At 71.5% G+C, this 20856-nt stretch carries 20 protein-coding genes; 7 read left to right on the forward strand and 13 right to left on the reverse strand.

What is annotated here, in order from left to right; translation table 11 throughout:
- Positions 1-787 precede the first annotated feature (787 nt).
- The gene (locus tag ACZ39I_RS14460) at positions 788-1576 is read right to left on the reverse strand and encodes a hypothetical protein (protein WP_467244763.1); all 789 of its coding nucleotides are present in this window, start codon (positions 1574-1576) and stop codon (positions 788-790) included.
- A gap of 372 nt (positions 1577-1948) precedes the next feature.
- Here ACZ39I_RS14460 and ACZ39I_RS14465 point away from each other — a divergent pair, with 372 nt between their 5' ends.
- The 5 genes from ACZ39I_RS14465 to ACZ39I_RS14485 are packed head-to-tail and all read left to right on the forward strand — an operon-like array spanning position 1949 to position 7500.
- A complete protein-coding gene (locus tag ACZ39I_RS14465) occupies positions 1949-4684 on the forward strand; it encodes a sensor histidine kinase (protein ID WP_467244764.1) in 2736 nt (911 codons plus the stop codon).
- A complete protein-coding gene (locus ACZ39I_RS14470; RefSeq protein WP_467244765.1) occupies positions 4681-5184 on the forward strand; it encodes a roadblock/LC7 domain-containing protein in 504 nt (167 codons plus the stop codon). Before ACZ39I_RS14465 ends, ACZ39I_RS14470 begins: the two co-directional genes overlap by 4 nt.
- On the forward strand, positions 5181-5594 hold the full coding sequence (locus ACZ39I_RS14475; protein WP_352390186.1) for a DUF742 domain-containing protein: 414 nt from the start codon (positions 5181-5183) through the stop codon (positions 5592-5594). Before ACZ39I_RS14470 ends, ACZ39I_RS14475 begins: the two co-directional genes overlap by 4 nt.
- Positions 5575-6231: a GTP-binding protein gene (locus ACZ39I_RS14480; RefSeq protein ID WP_393600620.1), complete on the forward strand. Its 657-nt coding sequence runs from the start codon at positions 5575-5577 to the stop codon at positions 6229-6231. The genes ACZ39I_RS14475 and ACZ39I_RS14480 overlap by 20 nt, the downstream gene beginning before the upstream one ends.
- 15 nt (positions 6232-6246) lie before the next feature.
- The gene (locus tag ACZ39I_RS14485) at positions 6247-7500 is read left to right on the forward strand and encodes a styrene monooxygenase/indole monooxygenase family protein (RefSeq protein ID WP_467244766.1); all 1254 of its coding nucleotides are present in this window, start codon (positions 6247-6249) and stop codon (positions 7498-7500) included.
- Here the strand turns inward: ACZ39I_RS14485 and ACZ39I_RS14490 are convergent.
- From ACZ39I_RS14490 to ACZ39I_RS14505, 4 genes are all read right to left on the reverse strand, one after another.
- Positions 7473-8543 (reverse strand): C40 family peptidase, encoded by a 1071-nt coding sequence (locus ACZ39I_RS14490; protein ID WP_467244767.1) that lies wholly within the window; start codon positions 8541-8543, stop codon positions 7473-7475. The genes ACZ39I_RS14485 and ACZ39I_RS14490 overlap by 28 nt on opposite strands.
- Positions 8544-8643: 100 nt before the next feature.
- A complete protein-coding gene (locus ACZ39I_RS14495; RefSeq protein WP_467244768.1) occupies positions 8644-8961 on the reverse strand; it encodes a hypothetical protein in 318 nt (105 codons plus the stop codon).
- On the reverse strand, positions 8954-9601 hold the full coding sequence (locus ACZ39I_RS14500) for a TetR/AcrR family transcriptional regulator (protein ID WP_467244769.1): 648 nt from the start codon (positions 9599-9601) through the stop codon (positions 8954-8956). Before ACZ39I_RS14500 ends, ACZ39I_RS14495 begins: the two co-directional genes overlap by 8 nt.
- 148 nt (positions 9602-9749) lie before the next feature.
- Positions 9750-10688 (reverse strand): AurF N-oxygenase family protein, encoded by a 939-nt coding sequence (locus ACZ39I_RS14505; RefSeq protein ID WP_393600621.1) that lies wholly within the window; start codon positions 10686-10688, stop codon positions 9750-9752.
- Positions 10689-10778: 90 nt separating this feature from the next.
- Between ACZ39I_RS14505 and ACZ39I_RS14510 the strand changes: the two genes are divergently transcribed.
- Positions 10779-11891 carry a ferritin-like domain-containing protein gene (locus ACZ39I_RS14510; RefSeq protein WP_467244770.1) on the forward strand — a complete coding sequence of 371 codons (1113 nt, stop codon included), beginning with the start codon at positions 10779-10781 and terminating at the stop codon, positions 11889-11891.
- A gap of 253 nt (positions 11892-12144) precedes the next feature.
- Here the strand turns inward: ACZ39I_RS14510 and ACZ39I_RS14515 are convergent, their stop codons facing one another.
- From ACZ39I_RS14515 to ACZ39I_RS14545, 7 genes are all read right to left on the reverse strand, one after another.
- Positions 12145-12654, reverse strand: a complete 510-nt coding sequence (locus tag ACZ39I_RS14515) for a DUF3291 domain-containing protein (RefSeq protein WP_467244771.1) — start codon at positions 12652-12654, stop codon at positions 12145-12147.
- Between the two features lie 45 nt (positions 12655-12699).
- A complete protein-coding gene (locus ACZ39I_RS14520; RefSeq protein ID WP_467245116.1) occupies positions 12700-14163 on the reverse strand; it encodes a peptidoglycan D,D-transpeptidase FtsI family protein in 1464 nt (487 codons plus the stop codon).
- A 17-nt stretch (positions 14164-14180) separates the two neighbouring features.
- Positions 14181-15542 carry an FtsW/RodA/SpoVE family cell cycle protein gene (locus ACZ39I_RS14525; protein ID WP_467244772.1) on the reverse strand — a complete coding sequence of 454 codons (1362 nt, stop codon included), beginning with the start codon at positions 15540-15542 and terminating at the stop codon, positions 14181-14183.
- Between the two features lie 52 nt (positions 15543-15594).
- Positions 15595-16083 (reverse strand): SH3 domain-containing protein, encoded by a 489-nt coding sequence (locus tag ACZ39I_RS14530; RefSeq protein ID WP_467244773.1) that lies wholly within the window; start codon positions 16081-16083, stop codon positions 15595-15597.
- 115 nt (positions 16084-16198) lie between these two features.
- Positions 16199-17434, reverse strand: a complete 1236-nt coding sequence (locus ACZ39I_RS14535; protein WP_467244774.1) for an ATP-binding protein — start codon at positions 17432-17434, stop codon at positions 16199-16201.
- Positions 17431-18162: a hypothetical protein gene (locus ACZ39I_RS14540; RefSeq protein ID WP_451473353.1), complete on the reverse strand. Its 732-nt coding sequence runs from the start codon at positions 18160-18162 to the stop codon at positions 17431-17433. The genes ACZ39I_RS14535 and ACZ39I_RS14540 overlap by 4 nt, the downstream gene beginning before the upstream one ends.
- A 93-nt stretch (positions 18163-18255) precedes the next feature.
- The gene (locus ACZ39I_RS14545; RefSeq protein ID WP_467244775.1) at positions 18256-18762 is read right to left on the reverse strand and encodes a protein-tyrosine phosphatase family protein; all 507 of its coding nucleotides are present in this window, start codon (positions 18760-18762) and stop codon (positions 18256-18258) included.
- A gap of 98 nt (positions 18763-18860) precedes the next feature.
- On the opposite strand from ACZ39I_RS14545, the gene ACZ39I_RS14550 reads away from it, so the two are divergent.
- The gene (locus tag ACZ39I_RS14550; protein ID WP_467244776.1) at positions 18861-19664 is read left to right on the forward strand and encodes a nuclease-related domain-containing protein; all 804 of its coding nucleotides are present in this window, start codon (positions 18861-18863) and stop codon (positions 19662-19664) included.
- Between the two features lie 299 nt (positions 19665-19963).
- On the opposite strand, the gene ligD is transcribed toward ACZ39I_RS14550, so the two are convergent.
- The gene (gene ligD, locus ACZ39I_RS14555; protein WP_451473350.1) at positions 19964-20845 is read right to left on the reverse strand and encodes a non-homologous end-joining DNA ligase; all 882 of its coding nucleotides are present in this window, start codon (positions 20843-20845) and stop codon (positions 19964-19966) included.
- Between the last annotated feature and the right edge of the window lie 11 nt (positions 20846-20856).

Here is a 20856-nt window from a genome sequence, read left to right on the forward strand (position 1 = left end):
CCCCGGCCGCCAGGGTTCAAGGTGACCGGTTTCGGGCCGGTCGGCGACCGCCCGTGCGGGCCGACGGGTCGGGGCTTCTCACACCGCTCGGCGGGACGCAGTCCTGGGCCCGTGTCCTCGCCATCGTCCAGCGTTCGGGGTGCCCCCGCTCACGGGCCGGCCGGTGACCGCGCCGGTGCGGGCGACGCGGCTGGGGGTTGCCCACCGCTCCGCTGGACGCAGTCCTGTCCGTGCCGCCAGCCCCGTCGGGGCTCGGGGTGACCAGTTCGCGGGCTGGCGGCAACCGCCCGTACGGGTCGACGCGGCAGGGCTCTCCGTACTGCTCGCCGGGACGCAACCCTGGTCCCGCCTTCGCTCGCCCATGGCCCGGAGCTACCAGTGACTGCCCGTACCGACCGACGTGGCCGGGGTTCCCCCACCGCTCGCCGGGACGCACTCCTGGTTGTGCCCCCGACTTCTCAGGGACCGAGGCGCCGTGCGGGCCCGTGCGGTCACGGGTCCCGGGCTCTCCGTACCGCTCACCGGGACGCATCCCTGGTCCTGCCTCCGATTGCCCAGGGCCCGGAGCTACCAGTGACTGCCCGTACCGACCGACGTGGCCGGGGTTCCCGCACCCCCCCGGCGGGACGCAACCGTGGCCGTGTTTCCGCCATCCAGGGCTCGGGCTCACCCGTAACCGCCCGTACCGACCGAGACGGCCGGGCTTGTCGTGTCGCTCGGCGGGACGCAGTCCTGGCCGTGCCCCCCGACCTTCCAGGGCGGGCCGGTGCGGACACCGTTCCCGGGCTCAGAGTTCCGCGTACACCACCGTCGCGTCGTCGTGGGTCTTGCTGCGGCCCAGGTGCGTCCGGGGCTTCGCGTCCGCCCGCTCCAGCTCCCGGACGCGGTCCACCAGGGACTGTGCCCCCTCCTTACGGACGAAGGTGAAGCAGTCGCCCCAGCCGCCCTCGTGGAACTTCTCCACCCACCGCGCCGCCCCGTCCGTCAGCGCCAGCAGGGTGCGTACCGAGGACCGCGGCAGCACCCCCGTCACCGCGCGCCCCGACACCGACGGATCCGCCGCCGCCGTGAAGAAGCCGCCCTCCTTGTTGCGCAGGTGGGCGTCGATCAGCGCGTCCGTGGCCAGGGAGGCGCGGGGGAGACGGGAGAGACGGTCGTCCAGCACCGCGGTGACCCTGCCGTCCGGCGCCTCCACCAGCAGTGCCGAGTCCGACAGGACCAGGTACTCGACCGACTCCGGGGACCATCGCGCCATCACCACCGTCGCCTGCGGCGTACGCGGGTGAGAAAGGTCACAACCTTCACCATGTGTTTCCGCTGTGCGCGCGATGGCGCGGGACAGCACCTCGGCCGGCGGAACATCCATGAGCGAAACGGCCAGTTCGGTCAGCGCCCCGCCGAGCCGGGCCGTGAACCAGGGGACGGAATGCAGACAGCCGGTCGGACCGGCGGGCGGCGTGACACCGTCAAGGGCGATCAGTACGCCGCCCCGTCCGGACGCGGGGAGCGCGACGCTCGCGAAGTCCTCGTTGGGCCGCTGGACATCGCCGGGTTCCGAGACAAGTTCCGTACGCATTCGGCCAGTCTGCACGAGCCCTTCACAAGCTTCGCCAAAGCGTGGCAACGAACCCGGAATTGACGCAGTCGCGCAGGTCAGCCGCCAGGTTTGAGGTGGAATGGCTGCCGCCGGGCACGCGTGGTGGCGAATCCTGCCATCGGTCTTCGCCGGCGTCCAACCGGCCCGCCGCCCCGGGTCCGTGCGTGTGCCGCGGGAACTTGCCCGCCAACTCCCCTCCGGGGTTCACTCCTTCGGGTGGCGGCTCAGGCGATGGGCGACCACCGCCCACCGGCGCTGGGAGGGTCGGGAACCGTACCCCGGTGTGCACACCAGTTGACGGAGCGTCACCCCGGGCCCATGGGTATCACGAGTTCAGGAATGCGAGCAGCGGTGCAGAAGACGCGGCCTCGTCGCACAGGCAAGCAGACGGCCTCCGGCAACGGCGCGGAGCACACATCCGCCACGCCGGGCGCCCCCGGGACTCCTGTCGGCAAGGGCCGCCCCACCCACGTCCGCACCCGGCTGATTCTCGCCGCCGCCGTCGTGGCCGCCGCGATCGCCGGAGCCGGCGCCCCCTCCGTCGTCACCGCCTCCGGGGAACTGCACGACTCCCAGGACCTGGTGACGCTCGCCGAGCAGACCCAGGACGCCCTCGACCTCGCCCACGCGCTCGCCGACGAACGCGACGAGGTCACCCCCTACATCGCGGCCGGACGGCCCAGGACGAAGGCGCCCGGCGAGCAGTCGAGCGCCCGCGTCGACCGCCAGGCCGAGGAACTGCGCGCCGACAGCGACCTGTCCACGACCCTGCGCGCCGACCTCGACGACATCGCCGCCGTACGACGCTCCGCGCTCACCGGCAGGACCACCGCGCTCGAGACGCACAACGCCTACTCCGCCGCCATCACCGAACTGCACCGCCTCGCCGAGGAACTGGCCGAGAAGATGCCGGCCCGCGCCGGCTCCGGCGCCTACTCCCTCGCCGAGCTGGACTCCGCCGTACAGCAGGCCGCCGCCACCCGCGGACTGCTGCTCGCGGCGCTCGGCGTGCCGACGTCGACCGAGAGCGACTACGACCCGATCACCGGCCTGACCACCACCAGGAAGGTCTCCTCGGCCGCCGACGCCAAGCAGCGTGACGCGCTCAGCGCCGCCGCCCAGCAGGCCCGGCTGCGCTCCGACGCGGCCCTCGCCGACTTCCGGGAGTCCGCGCCCGCCGCCGCCAAGGCGAGCTACGACTCCACGGTCACCGGCCCCGAGGTCAACTCGGCCGACAAGTACCTCGCCGCCCTCACCGACCAGCCCACCCTCACCGACGGCGAACTCGACACGAGTGCCGGCAAGGTCGACGCCGCCCTGTCCGCCCGCGTCGACCTCATGCGCGGCGCCGAGTCCGCGCTCTTCGACCGCCGGGTCAAGGCGCTGGAGCAACTGCGCGACGACGACGTCACCGCGTTGGAGCTGCGGGTCGCGGTCCTCGGCGCCCTGATGCTGCTGGCCGTCGGTATCACCACCGCCATGGCCCGCACCCTCACCCGGCCCCTGTCCGTGCTGCGCCGCGGCTCCGCCCGGCTCGCCGGGGCCGAGGACCCCACGAGCGAGGAAGCGGTCTCCTTCACCGGCCGCAACGACGAGTTCGCCCAGGTCGTCCGCTCCGTCAACACCCTGCACGCGCACGCCGTCGCGCTCGCCGAGCGGATCGCCACCCTGGAATCCGACCGCAAGCACCTGGTCGGCCAGCGCCAGAAGATGGCGGACGCCCGCGAGCAGCTGAAGGAGGAACTCGCCGAATCCTCCGCCCAGTTGGAGCGGCTGCGCACCACCATCGGCGCCACCTTCGTCAGCCTGGCGCTGCGCACCCTCGGCCTCGTCGAGCGGCAACTGGCCGTCATCGAGAGCCTGGAGGAGCGCGAGCAGGACCCGGAGCGCCTGGCGACCCTCTTCAAGCTCGACCACTTCGCCACGGTCATGCGCCGCCACAGCGAGAACCTCCTCGTCCTGGCCGGCACGGAACACGTGCAGCAGAGCGCCGGGCCGGTCCCGCTCGTCGACGTGGTCCGCGCCGCCGTCAGCGAGATCGAGCGCTACGAGCGCGTCCGCATCGCCGCCCTGCCGCCGCACGCCCACGTGGCCGGCTTCGCCGCGGACGACCTCTCGCACCTGCTGGCCGAACTGATGGAGAACGCCACCTCGTTCTCCCCGCCCGACCTGCCCGTCGAGGTCTCCGGCTGGCTCCTGGAGAGCGGCGAGGTCATGCTCTCCGTGCAGGACGAGGGCATCGGCATGACCGCCGAGCGGATGACCACCCTCAACTCCCGCCTCGCCGACTTCGATCCCGAGGCCGCCTACGAGTCGCGCGAAGAGGGCGACGAGGGGCTGGGCCTCGGCCTGTACGTGGTGGCCCGCCTGGCCCACCGGCACGGCGTCCGCGTGCAGTTGCGCGAGCAGAAGCAGGGGGGTGTGGCCGCGGTGGTGGTCCTCCCCAAGCCGCTGCTCACCGCCGCGCCCGCGTCCGCCGTACCGGCCTCCGGCACCGGACCGGTCACCGGCGCGACCCACTCCTTCTCCCTCCCCGGCGCGGACGCGGAGGCCAACTCCAACGTCCTCAGCGGCCGTTCGGAGGGCGGCGACCCCCTGGTGGCGCTGGCCGAGAACGCCGTACGCGACGCAGAGGCGGAAGCGGAGCCGGAGTCGAAGCCGGAGTTGGAGTCCCCCGCCGAGACGACGATGGAACTCCTGGCCCCGGTACCGGCACAGGGAGAGCCGCACCCCGTACCGGAAGAGCCGTCGGCACCGGAACCCGCGGCCGCCGCAGTCGAGACCGAGACCGAACACACCCGCGCCGACGAAGAGCCCCTCACCGACAAGGGCCTCCCCAAGCGCACCCCCAGGATCACCGCACCCACCACCCCGGCCCCGCGCCGGCGCAACGCGTCCGTGGACGCCGACGCACTCCGCCGCAGGCTCGGCGGCTTCCACCGGGGGGCGGAAGCCGGCCACCGCGACGTGGCGGCGGAGATCAAGGAACAGACCGGCGAGACCCAGCTGCCGGCCGCAGAACACCGCACACAACGCACCGCATCCGAAGAAGCCACGGGGGGCACAGCCGAGGAGGCAAGCAGTTGACCGCGCCCAGTACCTTCGGACTGAGTCGTGAAGCCCGCAATCTCCACTTCCTGCTGACCAACCTCGTCGAGGAGGTCCCCGGCGTCCAGTCCGTCGCCGTGGTCTCCTCCGACGGCCTGCTCCTGCTCTCCTCCGACGCCGAGCGCAACGCGGAGGCACGCGAGGGGCGGGACGGCAAACCCTCCGGCCCGCGAGGCTCCTCCGCCGACCTCGCGACCATCGTCTCCGGCATCGGCAGCCTCACCCTCGGCGCCGCGAAGCTCATGGACTTCGGCGCCACGAAACACACCATGATCGCGATGGACGAGGGCAGTCTGTTCGTGATGTCGATCAGCGACGGCTCGCTGCTCGGTGTGCACGGCTCCGCGGACTGCGACATGAGCGTCGTGGCGTACCACATGGCCCTGTTCGTCGGCCGTGCCGGACACGTCCTGACCCCCGAACTCCGCAGCGAGCTACGGCAGTCGCTGGAGCACGACGCGACAGGGAGCGCCCGATGACGAACAGGCCCGAGCTCCCGGTCCGCGGCGGCGACCGCAAGGCCGCCCGGGTCCGCCCGTACTCGCTCACCGGCGGCCGGACCCGCTTCGGCCACGTCCTCCTCGTGGAGACGTTCGTGGCGAGCACAGCGGCCCTCGAAGCCGCCGAGGAGCGCAAGGAGCTCACCAACGGCGGGCTGCGGTCGGTCATGCCGGAGCTGCGGGCCATCGTCGAACTGTGCCGCCGGATGCGCACGGTGGCCGAGATCGCCGCGCTGCTGAAGATGCCGCTCGGCGTGGTCCGGGTGCTCCTCAGCGACCTCGCGGACCAGGGAAAGATCCGTGTGTACGGCACCGGGACCGGTCACGGTACGGGCCGTCCCGACCGCGCTCTGCTGGAAAGGGTGCTGAGTGGACTCCGTCGTCTCTGACGCCGCCGCCTCCCAGGCGTTCGGCGTCACCCCGTTCGTCGATGTCGAGACCGACGACAACCTCAGGTCCTGGCAGACGGACCGCACCCGCGCCCCCATCGCCACGAAGATAGTCGTGGCCGGCGGCTTCGGCGTCGGCAAGACCACCCTCGTCGGCACCGTCTCGGAGATCGAGCCCCTCCAGACGGAGGCGCTGATGACCGAGGCCAGCGAGCAGGTCGACGACCTCACCGGCACCCCGGAGAAGGTCACCACCACCGTGGCCATGGACTACGGCCGCATCACGCTCGACGACGACCTGGTCCTGTACCTGTTCGGCACGCCGGGCCAGGAGCGGTTCTGGTTCATGTGGGACGACCTGGTGCGCGGCGCGATCGGCGCGGTGGTCCTAGCGGACACCAGGCGGTTGAAGGACTGCTTCCCGGCGCTGGACTACTTCGACGGCTGTGGGATGCCCTACGTCGTCGCGGTAAACCACTTCGACGGCAGCGATCGCTTCGAACCGGAGGACGTGCGGGAGGCCTTGACCATCCCCGCCCACATACCTGTCATGATCATGGACGCGCGGCGGAAGATCTCGGTGATCGAGACGCTCCTGTCCCTGGTCGGCCACGCACTGGACGTCACCCCCGAGTAGGAGAACAGCACCCGCATGCGGAAGATACTCGTCGTCGGAGCCGGCCAGTCCGGCCTCCAGCTCGCCCTCGGCCTCCAGTCGCACGGGTACGAGGTCACCCTGATGTCCAACCGGACGGCGGACGAGATCCGCGCCGGCCGGGTCATGTCGACGCAGTGCATGTTCCACACGGCACTCCAGCACGAGCGCGATCTCCAGCTGAACTTCTGGGAGTCCCAGGCCCCGAAGATCGAAGGACTCGGCGTCTCGGTGGCGGCTCCCGGCTCGTTCGACCCGGGGCCCTCGCAGCGCGCGATCGACTGGCTGGGACACCTCGACGGGTACGCGCAGTCGGTCGACCAGCGGGTGAAGATGGCCGGCTGGATGGAGACGTTCGCGCAGCGCGGCGGCCAGCTCGTCATCCACGGCGCCGCGGTCGGCGACCTCGACTACTTCTCCCGTACGTACGACCTCGTGCTGGTCTCGGCCGGCAAGGGCGAGCTGGTCTCCATGTTCGCGAGGGACCCGGAGCGCTCCCCGTACCGCGAGCCGCAGCGCGCGCTCGCCGTCTCCTACGTCCACGGCCTGGGCCCGCGCCCGGAGCACCCGAACACCGAGGCCGTGCGCTGCAACCTGGTCCCCGGTGTCGGCGAACTGTTCGTCATGCCGACTCTCACCACCTCCGGGCGTGCCGACATCCTCTTCTGGGAGGGCATACCCGGCGGCCCGCTCGACGTCTTCAACGGCGTGAAGGACCCGGCGGAACACCTCTCCCTGACCCTGGAACTCATGGAGACGTTCCTGCCCTGGGAGTACGCGCGTGCCACGAACGTCGAACTCACGGACGCCGGTGGCACGCTGGCCGGCCGCTACGCGCCCACCGTGCGCAATCCGATAGGCCGCCTGCCCGGTGGGGGACTGGTCCTGGGCGTGGCCGACGTCGTCGTCGCCAACGACCCGATCACCGGGCAGGGCTCCAACTCCGCGTCCAAGTGCGCGGCCGCCTATCTCGCGTCGATCCTCGACCAGGGGGAGAAGGAGTTCGACGAGGAGTGGATGCGGGCGACGTTCGAGCGGTACTGGGCCACCGCCCAGCACGTTACCAAGTGGACGAACGCGATGCTCGCGCCGCCGCCGGAGCACATCCTGAACCTGATCGGCGCGGCCGGACAGCTGCAGCCGGTCGCCGACCGCTTCGCCAACGCCTTCAACGACCCGGCCGACTTCGAGAACTTCTTCTACGAGCCGGAGAAGACGCAGGCCTACCTCGCCTCGATGGCGGGTGCCTGACCGGCGCCGTCCGGACGTACGGCCCCGAGCAGCGGGTGGGACGCGAGCGGGGACAGCTTGATCTTCTCGCCCGTCCTCGGGGCCTCGATGACCTCGCCGCGGCCCACGTACAGCGCCACATGCGTGGCCCCGGGGAAGTAGAGGACCAGGTCGCCCGGCCGCAGGTCCTTCAGCGGAACCCTCGGCAGCCGGGCCCACTGCTCCTGGCTGGTCCTCGGGATCCGGGTGCCGGCATGCGCCCAGGCCCGCGAGGTCAGCCCCGAGCAGTCGTACGTCCGCGGACCCTCGGCGCCCCATTGGTACGGCTTCCCGAGCTGGCGCCGGGCGTAATCCAGGGCCTTGTCGCCCTTGCGGGTCGGCCCGCGGTTGTCGTCGCCGAGGGCGCCCGAGGTGGTCAGCTCCTGCTGCACCTTCTCGATCCCCTTCTCCTCGAACTCGGCCAGCCGGGTCAGCTGTTCGGCGGTGAGGGAGGCGAGGAGATCCTCCACGCCGGCGAGCTTGCCCCGCACGGCGTCCCGCTCCTTCTTCTGCCGGTTGGCGAGCGTGAGCTGGTCGTCGAGCGCCTTGCGCGCCTTGCGGGCCAGTTCGTCGGCGCGGTGCTCGGTGCCGGACAGGCGGCCCACCGTCTCGGCCCGGTCCCGCGCCAACCGGCCGATGACATGGCCCTGTTCGAGAGCGTGCTGGGGGTCGCGGGCGAGCAGGAGACGGACGTACGGCGAGATACCGGTGCTGTTCTGGTACTGCTGGCGGGCCAGCCGCCCCGCGGCACCCCGGCTGTCGTGCAGCGAGAGCCGGGCCTTGGAGAGGGCCGCGTCCAGCCGGCTCACCTCGGCGCGCTTCGCCTTCAGCTTCTCCTCGGTGGCGTTGTAGGACTCGGTCGCCTCCTCGGCCTCCCGGTACAGCCGCTGAAGGTCCGTCAGCAGCTCGGCGACGGAACGCTCACGCGGTTCCGGCTCCGGTACGGCCGTCGCGGGCGCCGGTGCGAGGGCGGTGCCGGCCGCCACCGCCGCCGTACACACCAGACGCAGAAGCCTTCCTGACATGCCATCACCTCCGTGCGGAGCAGCCCCTCTGTTCCGCACGGTGAGCATCAGACGGGGTCGGCGTCCTCGCGCGCCGGGTGGGCGGTTCGGCGCAACCTCGTCACCCGTCGGTGTCAGCCGGCTTGTCGGGCCGGTGTTTGTCGGGCTTGGACCACGGCCACTTCAGCCGGTCGTCCGCCTTGCCCTCCGGGTCGTACGCGTACTTCCACCCCTTCGGGATCCCCAGCCTGCTGTGACCCCTGGGCACCCGGCGGTAGACCAGCACGGTGGCCGGGCCGCCGGTCGCGTCGGGGACGGGGATGCGGTACGTCTTCGGCGGATGACCGGTCGGCCCCAGCAGCACGGGCAGTACCCGGCCGTCCATGGGGCCGCCCTCGAAGGGGGTGTCTTCGCTCTTCACGGCACCAGTGTCAGGCATCCATCGCGAGGGCCGTGACCAGCGCGGCGGTCTGCGGATCGCGGTTCGCGGTCACGGAGAGCACGGCGACGAACTGCTCGACCAACCAGTCGCGCAGTTCCCCGACGGGGGGCTGCTTGCTCTCGTCGAGCCAGATCAGGGAGGCCGCCTCCACCGCGGTGATCCACATCCGCACGGTCATGCGCAGCCGCAGACCGGGCTCGGTGACGCCGAGGTGGCTGAGGATGTTCTCGGCGGCGGCCCGTCGTACGCCGTCCACGATGGCCGTGGTCCGGGACGTCTCGACGACACTGCCGCCCTGCAGCAGGGCGCTGAAGCCGGCGTCGTGCTCGTCGACGAAGGCGAGGTAGCGGTCCAGGGCACGGGAGAGGCGGACGAGGAGGGGGCCGTCCAGGGGTTCGGCGAAGCACTGCTCCAGTTCGTCGGCGGCGGACCGGAGCGCGGCCTCGTACAACTGCTGCTTGCCGCCGGGGAAGTACCGGTAGACGAGCGGACGGGAGACTCCGGCCGCCTCGGCCACGTCGTCGAGGGAGACCTCCTCGGGGGCGCGGTGCGCGAAGAGGGTCAGGGCGGCTTCGAGAAGCTGGCTCCGGCGCTCCTCGACACTCAGCCGACGGTAAGCGGGAGCGGATGGGGTCATGCCTCGAAGGGTAGTCGGCCGTCTGCGGGTCCGTCGGGGCTGGTCGCGCCCCGCGGCGGAGCAGCATGTCGATACGGCCCCGCGCCCCTGGGTGGGTGCGGTCAGACCTCGCTGGCGCGACCAGCCCCCACCGGCCCGCACCCGACCATCAAGCCAGCAGCCCCGACGACCTCCACAGCCGACGCCCCACACCCCGCAGCACCCCGATGTCGTCCAGGAAGTCCGTCAACCGCTTCGCACCGGTCTGCATGACCTCCCGCCGATGCCCGCTCGCCTTCACCTGCGCGAGAGCCTCCCGCTGGTCCAGGCCGACGTTCGTGTACACCTCCGGATTCACGAACGCCACGGAGAACACGCGCGCGAACTCCCCGGACGTGACCCGCGTGAACTCCTGCGACCACCGCGGAGCGGAGACCATCTGCCGCCGCAGCTCCTCCCGGGCGTAGCGCACATGCCGGGCCTCCTCCACCACGTGGATCCGCGTTACCCCCCTGACCAGCGGCTGCACCCGCTCGTCCGGGAACGTCAGCCGCTGCATCCAGTCGAGGATCTCCTCACCGAGCAGCGTCGCCGTGAAGGACCCCGGGGTCGTGGAGATCGTCTTGAACAGCCGCCCGAGCTGCTGGTGGGCCCGGCTCACCGGATACCAGGGCGTCCCGCCCCGGGTGATCAGCCGCGCGAACATCTTGGAGTGCCGGCACTCGTCCTCGATCTCGGTGAGCGCGTACCGCACATGCGCGCTCGTGGCCGCCTTGTCGTAGATATGACGGCACAGCAGCTGCATGAGGATGATCTCGAACCAGATCCCCAGCGAGGCCAGCGCCGCGGCCTCGTGCTGGGAGAGCAGGATCCGCTGCTCCTCGCTCATCCGCTTCCACATCGGGGTGCCGTAGAGCGAGACCAGTTCCGGCGGCCAGAACCACAGGCCCTCCTCGAAGGGCGCGTCCCAGTCCAGTTCCTCGTCCGGGTCGAAGGAGTGCTTCGCGGAGGAGTCGAGCAGCCGCTCGGCGACCTGCTCCCGGTCCTTGAGCAGGCCGAGGGCGTCGCGCAGCCCTTCGAGCGCGTCGACTTCTGTCAGACTCGTCATGGCTCTTATGAGACTGCCTGTCAGCAAGACCGTCAATCCCTTGCGCACGACTTGTTGACCCGGCGTCTACGAAGGGGCAGCCTGCGGAACATGCCGACTTTCGACCTGTACACCACGGACCCCGGGGACCCCCACTGGCAGGTACCGGCGACGGGCAAGGCCCGTTTCAGCTGGGAGTACGACGACGGCCGCGACCGCCTCCTCGCCCTCTACCAGAAGGGCAAGGACAAACAGTGGGACGGACAGAAGCGCATCGACTGGGACCTCGAAGTCGATCCCCACGACCCCCTCGGCACCCCCGACGAGGCCATCTCCGTCTACGGCACCAAGTACTGGGCGAAGTTCACCGACCAGGACAAGGGAGAGCTCCGCAAGCACCTCGCCTCCTGGCAGTTCAGCCAGTTCCTGCACGGTGAGCAGGGCGCGATGGTGTGCGCCGCGCGGATCGTGGAGTCCGTGCCCGACCTCGACGCCAAGCTGTACTCGGCGACCCAGGTGATGGACGAGGCGCGGCACGCGGAGATCTACGGCCGTTTCCTCCACGAGAAGATCGGGATGCTGTACCCGATCAACGACAACCTCCAGTCCCTGCTGGGCGACACGCTGAGCGACTCGCGCTGGGACATGCCCTACCTCGGCATGCAGGTCCTCATCGAGGGCCTCGCGCTGGCCGCCTTCGGCATGATCCGCGACACCACCGACAAGCCCCTCCCCAAGCAGATCCTCGCCTACGTCATGCAGGACGAGGCCCGGCACGTGGCCTTCGGCCGGATGGCCCTGCGCGACTACTACAAGCAGCTCTCCGACGCCGAACTGCGCGAACGCGAGGAGTTCGTCATCGAGGGCTGCTACCTGATGCGCGACCGCCTGCGCGGAGTCGAGGTCCTGGAGAACTTCGGCATCCCGAAGGCGGAGGCCGAGGAGTACGCCGAACGGTCCGAATTCCTCGCGCTCTTCCGTCAGTTGCTCTTCTCCCGGATCGTCCCCTGCGTCAAGGACATCGGCCTGTGGGGCAAGCGCCTCCAGCAGGCCTACGTCGACATGGGCGTCTTCGAGATGGGCAATTCCAACCTCGACCTCCTCATGGCCCAGGACGAGGAGATCGCCGAGAAACTGGACGCGGAGCGCTTCGCGGCGGAGGAGCGGGAGCGGGTCGCGGAGGTGAGTGAAGCGATCGAGGAGGGGGCCGCTCACATGGAGTGACGTACTGACGAGTCCACGCCTGCGCCGTCGGCCCGTACGGACAGCCGCAGCCGCAGCCCGTCGGCTACGGCTCGGGCTCGTGTTCGGTGTTGCGGCATCACGATCACCTGCGAGGTCAGGACCCGGACCGACAGAGGTGTGAAGGTGACGCTCCCGCTCTGTGGCTGGCGACCACGGACGACCCCTCGGACGTGGACCTCGACAAGCCGGCCGCGACCATCCTCCGGATCCGCTCGGAGATGCGGAAGCCGGTCTAGACCGAGCAGCCCAGGTCGTCCGGGATCTCCAGGGCCGTCACCGGCTGCGCCCCCTGCGGCGGGTGCAGCGTCCGGAGTGTGAAGGCGTACGGTGTCGGGCCGTTGGCGCGCAGGTGCAGCAGCCGGGACTCGGCCTCGGCGACCGTGGGACGGTGGCCGACCGGGACCCACCACAGGGCCACCATCGCCTCCTGGACCCGCTCGAAGAACTCCCTGCGGCGGGCGAGCATCTCACGGTGCCGGCCCTGGTACATGTACGCCGTCAGCGCGTCGGCGTCCCGCCACACCGACATGTTGATGATCAACCACTTGTCGCCGAAGACGGCGATGTCCGTCGCGTCGCCGGACTCGTCCTCCAGCCGCCAGACAAAGCCGTCGGCGGCGTCCGCGTCGGCGTTCACGGGGTCGAGGTTGTCGACGAAGTCCTTCAACTGCGCGGAGTCCAGCGGGGCTTTGAGACGGCCGATGTTCACCTGGGCGAGTTGGTATGCGGTGGCGTCAATCATGGACCGAACGGTAGGTCGGTCCATCAGCGGGCTTCAACCCCCGTCTCACTCCTTGGAGTTGAGCACCGCCTCCATCACCGCCCGCGCGATCGGTGCCGCCACCCCGCCCCCGGTGATGTCCCCCCGGTCCGCCGACGCGTCCTCCACCACCACCGCCACCGCGACCTTGGGCTCCATGTCCCGCTCGCCCTGCGCCCACGCCACGAACCAGGCGTACGGCACCCCGGCGTTGCCGATGCCGTGCTGGGCGGTGCCGGTCTTGCCGCCGACGATCGCGCCGGGAATGGCCGCGTTGGTGCCGGTGCCCTCGGTCACCACCTGGGTCATGAGCTCCTTCAGCACCGCGGCCGTCGCCGGATACATCGCCTGCCGCAGCGGACGGGGGCCCGCCGTGTCCACGATGCTGCCGCCGGCCGTGGTGGTCCGCTCCACGAGGTAGGGCGTGCGGATCTGCCCGCCGTTGGCGACGGCCGCCGAGACCATCGCCATCTGGAGCGGGGTCGCGCGGGTGTTGTACTGGCCGATCGACGACAGGGCCAGCTGTGCCCGGTCGACGGACGGGTCGAAGGTGCTGCGGACCACCGAGAAGGGGATGCGCAGGGAGTTGTCGTTGAAGCCGAAGGCGCGTGCGGTGGCCGTCATGTGACGCACCCCCACGTCCACCCCGAGCTTCGCGAACACCGTGTTGCACGACCACCGGAACGCCTCCCGCAGGGACAGGTCCTCGCAGCCGTCGGACTCGTTGCTGAGCGAGGTGGTGGTGCCGGGCAGGGTGTACGGCGCCGGCGAGTCGGTCGACGCGTCCACGTCCGTCACCACACCCGCGTCCAGCGCGGCCGCCGCGGTGACCACCTTGAACGTCGAACCCGGCGGATAGGTCTGCCGTACCGCCCGGTTGAGCATCGGCTTGTCCGGATTGCTGTTGAGCCACGTCCAGGACCGGCCCACCCGGGGGTCGTTGCCCGACAGCACCCCCGGGTCGTACGACGGCGAGGACACCAGCGCCAGGATGCGTCCCGTCGCCGGGTCCAGGGCGGCCACCGCGCCCTTGCGCCCGGCGAGCCCGCGGAAGGCCGCCTCCTGCGCGGCCCCGTTCAGCGTCGTGACGACGTTCCCGCCCGGCGTGCGTCTCCTCGTGAAGTCGTTCCACAGCGGGAACGGCGTCAGCAGCGGGTCCGAGCCGGACAGGACCGCGTCCTCGGTGTGCTCCAGGAGGGTCGTGCCGTACTCCTGCGAGGCGAAGCCGGTGACCGGCGCGTACAACGGCCCGTTCGCGTAGGTCCGTTCGTAGCGCAGCTGCTCCCCGGTGTCCCGGGAGCCGGTGACCGGACGCCCGCCGACCAGGATGTCGCCGCGTTCCCGGCCGTAACGGGCGATGTTCTCGCGGCGGTTGGCGGGGTTCGCGTCGTGCGCGCCGGCCTGGAAGAGCTGGACGCGGGTCGCGTTGACGAGGAGTGCCATGAGCAGCAGGGCGCAGAAGCGGGCGGCGTGCCGGATGTAGCGGCTCATGCCGGGGGCCGGCGTTGTCACGGGGTCTCCTTCCCGTCGTACTGGCGGCGGGCCGAGTCGCTCACCCGGATCAGCAGGGCGACGATCGCCCAGTTGGTGACGACCGACGAGCCGCCCTGTGCGAGGAACGGCATCGCCATGCCGGTGAGCGGGATCAGTCCGCCGACCCCGCCCGCGATCACGAACACCTGGAGCGCGACGATCGAGGCGAGGCCGGTCGCCAGGAGCCGTCCGAAGGGGTCGCGCAGGGCGAGGCCGACCCGGTAGCCGCGCTCCACGAGAAGGGCGTACAGCAGGAAGATCGCGGACAGGCCGGCCAGGCCCAACTCCTCGCCGGCCGTCGCCAGAATGAAGTCGGACTTCACGGCGAAGCCGATCAGCACGGAGTGGCCGAGCCCGAGCCCGGTGCCGAGGACCCCGCCCGCCGCGAAGGCGAATAGGGACTGCGCGACCTGGTTCGGCCCCTGGCCCGCCGCGATCGACGCGAACGGATGCAGCCAGTCCTGCACCCTGCTGTGCACATGCGGTTCCAGCCAGCCCACGGCGAAGGCGCCGACGGTGGCCAGCAGCAGGCCGAGCGCGATCCAGCCGGTGAGTCCGGTGGCGACGTACAGCAGAACGACGAACAGCCCGAAGAACAGCAGCGAGGTGCCGAGGTCCCGCTCCAGGACCAGGACCCCGACGCTGATCAGCCAGATGGCGAGCACCGGGCCCAGCACCCGGCCGGTGGGCAGCTGAAGCCCCCAGAACCGCCTCCCCGCGAACGCCAGCGCATTCCGGTTGGCGGCGAGGTACGCGGCGAAGAACACCGCGAGGAGCACCTTCGCGAACTCGCCCGGCTGGATGGAGAACCCGGCGACCCTGATCCAGATGCGGGCACCGTTCACGGCGGGGAACAGGATCGGGAGGATCAGCAGGGCGAGCGCGGCGGCGACGCAGACGTAGGCGTACCGCTGGAGCACGCGGTGGTCGCGCAGTATCAGGACGACCACGATGAACAGGGCCACCCCGACCGTGGACCACACGAGCTGGGTCGGGGCCGCGCGGTCGCCGGGTGTCTCCAGGTCGAGGCGGTAGATCAGCACCAGGCCCAGGCCGTTGAGCAGCACGCCGATGGGCAGCAGGAGCGGATCGGCGTACGGCGCTCTCAGGCGCACCGCCAGATGGGCGAGGAGCGCGAGCACACCGAGCCCGGCGCCGTAACCGGCGGCGCCGGGCGGGACGGTGCCGTTCCTGGCGAGGCCGACAGCGCAGTAGCCGTACACCGACAGCAGGACGGCGAGGACGATGAGGGCCAGTTCGATGCCACGGCGCCGGGGCAGGCGTACCGCGCGAGCGGAGGGGTCCGCGGGGGCCACGGTGGTTCCGGCCTTGGTCATGTCCGGAACTTACCCAAATAGGGCGTGATGTCTGCCTAGCTTGACCGGGATGTCAGCACCAGCGTGGCGTCGGGCCGATGGTCCTGATGTACCGGGCCGGGCCCCAGGCCCAGGTGCCGTCCGTGAGGAGGTACCACTGGGGGTTGCCCTGGACGCTCTGGCCCCTGGTCCGGCAGAAGATGGAGACGACCTCCCCCCGGTCGGCCCAACGGATGATCTGCCCGCCCCGGTTCGGCGCACTGCGCAACGCCAGCGAACTGGCCGTCACGACACCCCTGGCGAGGCGGGAGTTCTGGCCTTGGCCCTGGCTCTGGCCCTGGTTCTGCCCCTGCCCCTGGCCCTGCGCCTGGCCTACGCCCTGGCTCTGGCCTTGGCCCTGCGCCTGGCCCTGACTCTGCCCCTGGCCCTGGTTCTGTTGGGTTCCCGTGTCGCTGTTCGGGTCGGTGCCCCAGTCGTCGTCGGCGACGGCCGGCGTGGTGAGGGCGGTGACGGCGAGGGCGCCGGCGGCGACGGCTATGGAGAAGCGGGAGCGCAGGGACATGGGGGGCCTCCGTGACGGGGGTGTCGAACCTGACTAATCGCCACGTTAGGAGCGCCGCGCCCGGGCCGCCTTTCAAGCTGGGCCATAGGAGCTGCCGTTCGGGGGCGCCGATCGGCTACCGCAACGCCAACGTGGCGACCGCCCCACCGTCGTCCGCGTTCGCGAACGAGATCCGGGCCCCGAGAACCTCCGCCTGCCCCACGGCGATGGTCAGCCCCAACCCGTGGCCCCGTGCCCCGCCCTCCGTACGGAACCGCTGCGGACCGTGCTCGACGAGGTACTCCGGAAACCCGTCCCCGTGGTCGCGGACGGTCACCACGGTCCCGTCCACCGTCAGCGTCACCGGCCCCCGGCCGTGCCGATGCGCGTTGGCCACCAGGTTCCCCAGCACCCGCTCCAGCCGCCGCCGGTCCGTCTCCACGGCGACATCCCGCAGGACGACCACCTCGGTGTCGGTCCCCGACGCCCGCACCACCCGCTGGGCCACCGTGGCCAGACGTTCCGTGTCCAGCTCCACCGTCTCCCGGCCTGTGTCCAGCCGGGAGATCTCCAGCAGGTCCTCCGTCAGCGTCCGCAGCGCGGCCACCCGGTCCCGCACCAGCTCGGTCGGCCGCCCCGGCGGCAACAACTCGGCCGCCGCGTGCAGCCCCGTCAACGGCGTCCGCAACTCATGGGCCACATCCGCGGTGAACCGCTGCTCGCTCAGCAGCTTGCCCTGCAGCGACCCCGCCATGGAGTCCAGCGCGGCGGCCACCGCGGCCACCTCGTCCTGCGGCCGCGACGGATCCTTCGTCCGCGGATCGCCGACCCGCGCGTCGAGGTCGCCCGCGGTGATCCGCCGGGCCACCCGGGCGGTCTTGTGCAGCCGCTTCGTCACTCGGGTGACCGCGAACGCCCCCACCAGCAGCGTCGCCGCGATCGCCAGCGCCGACGACCACAGGATCGCCCGGTCCAGGCCCGCGATCGTCCGCGCACCCTGCGAATAGTCGACCTCCACGGCCAGCGCCCGGTTCCCGTCCACCGGTCCCGCCGCCCACATCGTGGGACGGCCGCGGTGCTCGGCGACCATCGTGCCGCGGTCCCCGGCCACCGCCAGCGTCCGCAGCGACCCCGGCAGGTCCGGTGGATCCACGCCCGCGTCCCACGTCAGCGCGTCCCCGGCCTCGTACGCCTCGGTCGCCTCCTTCAGCCGGCTCAGCGCCAGGCCGCGGGCCTCGCCGACGGTCTGGTTCGTCACCGAGACGTGCACGAGGACACCGAGCAGCGCGGCGAGGGCGCAGCACATCACCGTGATGAAGACGGCGGCCTTCACGGCCAGCGTGCCGGACCAGCGGGGCAGTGCGAGCCTCATCGCGAGCTCGCGGACGGGCCGGGCACCGGGCTCGGCGCGTCCCCGAGGGCACGGCTGCCGGTGCGGAGCATCTCGTCGTGCGTGAGGAGCATCGACTTCTGCTGCGGGTCCCAGGTCCACTGGAGCCGGTACTCGTATCCGGCCACCTCGGACGGCGAACGGATGATCACCGACCGACCGGCCAGCTCCACCCCGCTGACCGCGTCCTCCCAGTGCATGACCCGCACGAGCCGGTGCTTCTCCACGGTGTAGACGCGTACGGCGGTGACATTGCCGGGCAGTTGCCGAAAGCCCAGCGTCAGGTCCTCGCGCCCGTCACCGGTCAGGTCGCGGTAGTACGGCCGCAGAACCGGACACCTCTTCCCGGCCGCCCCCTTCTTCCCGCAGTCCGCCATCCGGCGGGCCGTCTCGACGTAGCCCCCGCCGGCGTAACTGCCGGCGTCTTCCTTGATCTCGGCGCGTACGAGCGCGACGGGGTCCACCGTGCGGATGTCGTCGCCGGGCACGGGGACGCCCGCCACGACCTCCGAGTCCACCTCGCCGATCTCGAAGGCGGGGCTGGAGGCGGGCGTCAGCTGCGGCCACAGCCGGTCGGGGCTGATCGCGGTCGGCGTGGAGCCCGCGCCCACCAGGTCGCCCGCGTCGCCACAGCCCGACGCGACCGCGAGCAGCAGGGCGACGGCGGTGACGGCGCGGGTCGTACGGGGTGCGCGGCGGGCGGGTGGCACTGTGCTCCTGGGATCGGGGCCGTCCGGGGTGTCGGCCCCGTACACATTATTCGTACGGACGTCCTTTTTGCCGTCCGGTGGGCCCGGGCCGCCCTACTCGGTCAGCTCCTCCAGCAGCCGGGCCGTCGGCAGGCCGGCCTGGAGGTACTCGACGAACAGTTCGTTGTGCAGTGCCCACGGTGAGCGCCGGCCCCGGATCAGCCGGATCGCCGCGTCGGCCGTGTGCCCCCTGCGGACCAGGGCGTGCGCGACGACCAGGCCCGCGCGGTTGTAGCCGTGGTAACAGCGGACGAGGACCTTCCGGCCCTCGTCCAGTGCGTCGCTCGCGGCCCGTGCCAGGCGCATCACGCCCGCGAGTTGGGTCCCGTCCAGCGAGCCGTCCGGAATGGGCCACACATGGTGCTCGACGCCGGGATCGGGACCGTGGCCCGGCAGCCGCAGCAGCGTCTGTACGAGCTCGAACTCGTCCCGTACGACAGCGAACTCCCGTCGCCCGGAAAGGCCCTGGAACTCATGTCCGCCCATCCACAGCCCGGGCACGATCTCGTCCCACGCTCTGTCCGGAGCCGGTACGTCGGGTTGCTTCCTGCGGGTCCGCAACAGCGCCTCCCCAAGTCGCTGCGACTCACCCCAAAGGTAACCGGCTTCTTGCCTGCGCAGCACCCCGCCTGTTCCCATGGTCGGTGGGGTGATGGTGCATGAGCGGACTGCGCGTCGTACCGACCTGGCGCCATGGTCAGGAGCGGCTCTACGTCTGCCTCACGGACGGCAGGAACATCGCCTGGTACGACCGTGAGGCGGCCCGGATCAATCTGCTGAGCGAGGACCGCAGAGAGGATGTGCTGGACGCTCTCGGGCCCTTCCTGACCGGCCGGGTGGCTGTCGGCCCGCCCCCGGTGCCGACGCCCGCCGAACTGGCCCGGCTCTCCCTCCACCCGGACGACGACCTCGCGCCGAACCGGCCCGGCGAGGCCCTCCAGATCGCCCTGGACCGGGATCCCGGCTCCCCGCACCTGCTCCGCCGCGACCCCCGTCGGCGCGCGCTGGAGGCGGAACAGGCCGTGGGGGAGGCGCTGGACCGCCTCGACGGCGTGGGCTGGCACGCGCTGCACTCCGTGCCGCTGCCCGGCGGTGACCGGGTCCACCATCTGGTGATCGGGCCGGGCGGGTTGTTCGCGGTGCACACGCTGTACGCCCGCAAGCAGCGGGTCACGGTCGCCGACCCGATGGTCGCCTTCGGCCGCCGCGACGGGCAGCCGCTGCTGCGCCGCGTCCGCGCGGACGCCGACCGGGCCTCCTACGCCCTGACGGCCGAGGTCCACCCGGTCCTCGCCCTCGTGGGCGCGTCCGATCTGGCGGTGACTCTCCCGCCCCGCGAGGTCCGCGTCCTGCGGGACACAGACCTGGAGGGCTTCGCCCGGCTGGGCGGCGTCCTCAAGCCGGCGGACGTGGAGGCGCTGCATGCGATGGCCCGCGACCGGCGTACGTGGACGCAGGTCTGAGGTCGGGTTCGGCTGCGGGGTCGGCGGGGGCGGGCGTTGTGCGCAGTTCCCCGCGCCCCTGAACGCCTGCGGCGGCCTGCGCGGCCCCGTCCTGGCGCAGGTGACTGCAACCCCCTAGGAGCGCGGGGAACTGCGCGACCAGCCCCACCGGCCCGCATCCGCCCGACAACCTGACCCGGCACCCCAATGGGCGCCCGGTTCAAGCCCAGCGCAGCGGCACCGCGGGGAACTGCGCGACCAGCCCCCACCGGCCGGTAGCCGCCCGACAACCTGACCCGGCACCCCGATAGGCGCCCCCCTCACGGCAACCGCGTCGCCCGGTCCCCGTCCAGGAGGGGGGCCAGGAGGTCGCCGTAGTCCTGGAGGCGGGACGGCATGTCCGGGGCCTGGAAGGTCAGTCCGTCGGGGGTGGTGCAGTCCTCCACCTCCGTCCAGGTGACCGGCGCCGACACCAGGGGGCGGGCCCGGGCCCGCAGGGTGTACGGCGTCGCCGTGGTCTTGCGGGCGGCGTTCTGGCTCCAGTCGACGAAGACCTTTCCCGGGCGCAGGTTCCGCGTCATCCGGTGCAGGGCCAGCCGCGGCATCGCCCGCTCCGCCTCCACGGCGAGCTGCTTGGCGTACTCCGACACCTCCTCGGACGACGCTCCCCGCACCGCCGCCAGCAGATGCAGCCCCTTGGAACCGGCGGTCTTCGGGTACGCCTCGATCCCGTCCGCCGCCAGCCGCTCCCTGAGCCACAGGCCCACCTCGCAGCACTCGACGATCGTCGCCGGCGCACCCGGGTCGAGGTCGAGGACGAGGCGGTCGGCCTCGTCGGGGGAGTCGACCAGCCACTGGTGGGTGTGGAACTCGGTGACCAGGTTGGCGGCCCACATCAGGCTCGGCAGGTCCTGGACCAGGACCATGCGGGCCGGACCCTCGGAGCGGGGCACCTCGGCCGTGGTGACCCAGTCGGGCGTACCCGGCGGAACGTTCTTGGCGAAGAAGACCTGCCCCTCGGGGCCGTCCGGATAGCGCAGGAAGGAGACGGCACGGTCACGCAGATGGGGGAGGAGGACGTCGGCCGCGGTGGCGTAGTAGTGCAGTACCTCGCCCTTGGTGAAGCCGGTGGCCGGATACAGCACCTTCTCCAGGTTGCTGAGCGCGAGCCGTCGCCCCTCCACCTCTGTGATCGGCGTCATACGATGAGAAT

The sequence above is a fragment of the Streptomyces sp. NPDC024687 genome, from assembly GCF_055559055.1.

Bases quoted from the DNA above. Each gene is read 5' to 3' on its own strand.
- ACZ39I_RS14510 (WP_467244770.1), top strand. From the start codon at position 10,779: ATGCCGACTTTCGACCTGTACACCACGGACCCCGGGGACCCCCACTGG.
- ACZ39I_RS14475 (WP_352390186.1), top strand. From the start codon at position 5,181: ATGACGAACAGGCCCGAGCTCCCGGTCCGCGGCGGCGACCGCAAGGCC.
- ACZ39I_RS14550 (WP_467244776.1), top strand. From the start codon at position 18,861: ATGAGCGGACTGCGCGTCGTACCGACCTGGCGCCATGGTCAGGAGCGG.
- ACZ39I_RS14530 (WP_467244773.1), bottom strand. From the start codon at position 16,083: ATGTCCCTGCGCTCCCGCTTCTCCATAGCCGTCGCCGCCGGCGCCCTC.
- ACZ39I_RS14460 (WP_467244763.1), bottom strand. From the start codon at position 1,576: ATGCGTACGGAACTTGTCTCGGAACCCGGCGATGTCCAGCGGCCCAAC.
- ACZ39I_RS14485 (WP_467244766.1), top strand. From the start codon at position 6,247: ATGCGGAAGATACTCGTCGTCGGAGCCGGCCAGTCCGGCCTCCAGCTC.
- ACZ39I_RS14490 (WP_467244767.1), bottom strand. From the start codon at position 8,543: ATGTCAGGAAGGCTTCTGCGTCTGGTGTGTACGGCGGCGGTGGCGGCC.
- ACZ39I_RS14515 (WP_467244771.1), bottom strand. From the start codon at position 12,654: ATGATTGACGCCACCGCATACCAACTCGCCCAGGTGAACATCGGCCGT.
- ACZ39I_RS14500 (WP_467244769.1), bottom strand. From the start codon at position 9,601: ATGACCCCATCCGCTCCCGCTTACCGTCGGCTGAGTGTCGAGGAGCGC.
- ACZ39I_RS14505 (WP_393600621.1), bottom strand. From the start codon at position 10,688: ATGACGAGTCTGACAGAAGTCGACGCGCTCGAAGGGCTGCGCGACGCC.
- ACZ39I_RS14495 (WP_467244768.1), bottom strand. From the start codon at position 8,961: ATGCCTGACACTGGTGCCGTGAAGAGCGAAGACACCCCCTTCGAGGGC.
- ACZ39I_RS14525 (WP_467244772.1), bottom strand. From the start codon at position 15,542: ATGACCAAGGCCGGAACCACCGTGGCCCCCGCGGACCCCTCCGCTCGC.
- ACZ39I_RS14535 (WP_467244774.1), bottom strand. From the start codon at position 17,434: ATGAGGCTCGCACTGCCCCGCTGGTCCGGCACGCTGGCCGTGAAGGCC.
- ligD (WP_451473350.1), bottom strand. From the start codon at position 20,845: ATGACGCCGATCACAGAGGTGGAGGGGCGACGGCTCGCGCTCAGCAAC.
- ACZ39I_RS14520 (WP_467245116.1), bottom strand. From the start codon at position 14,163: ATGAGCCGCTACATCCGGCACGCCGCCCGCTTCTGCGCCCTGCTGCTC.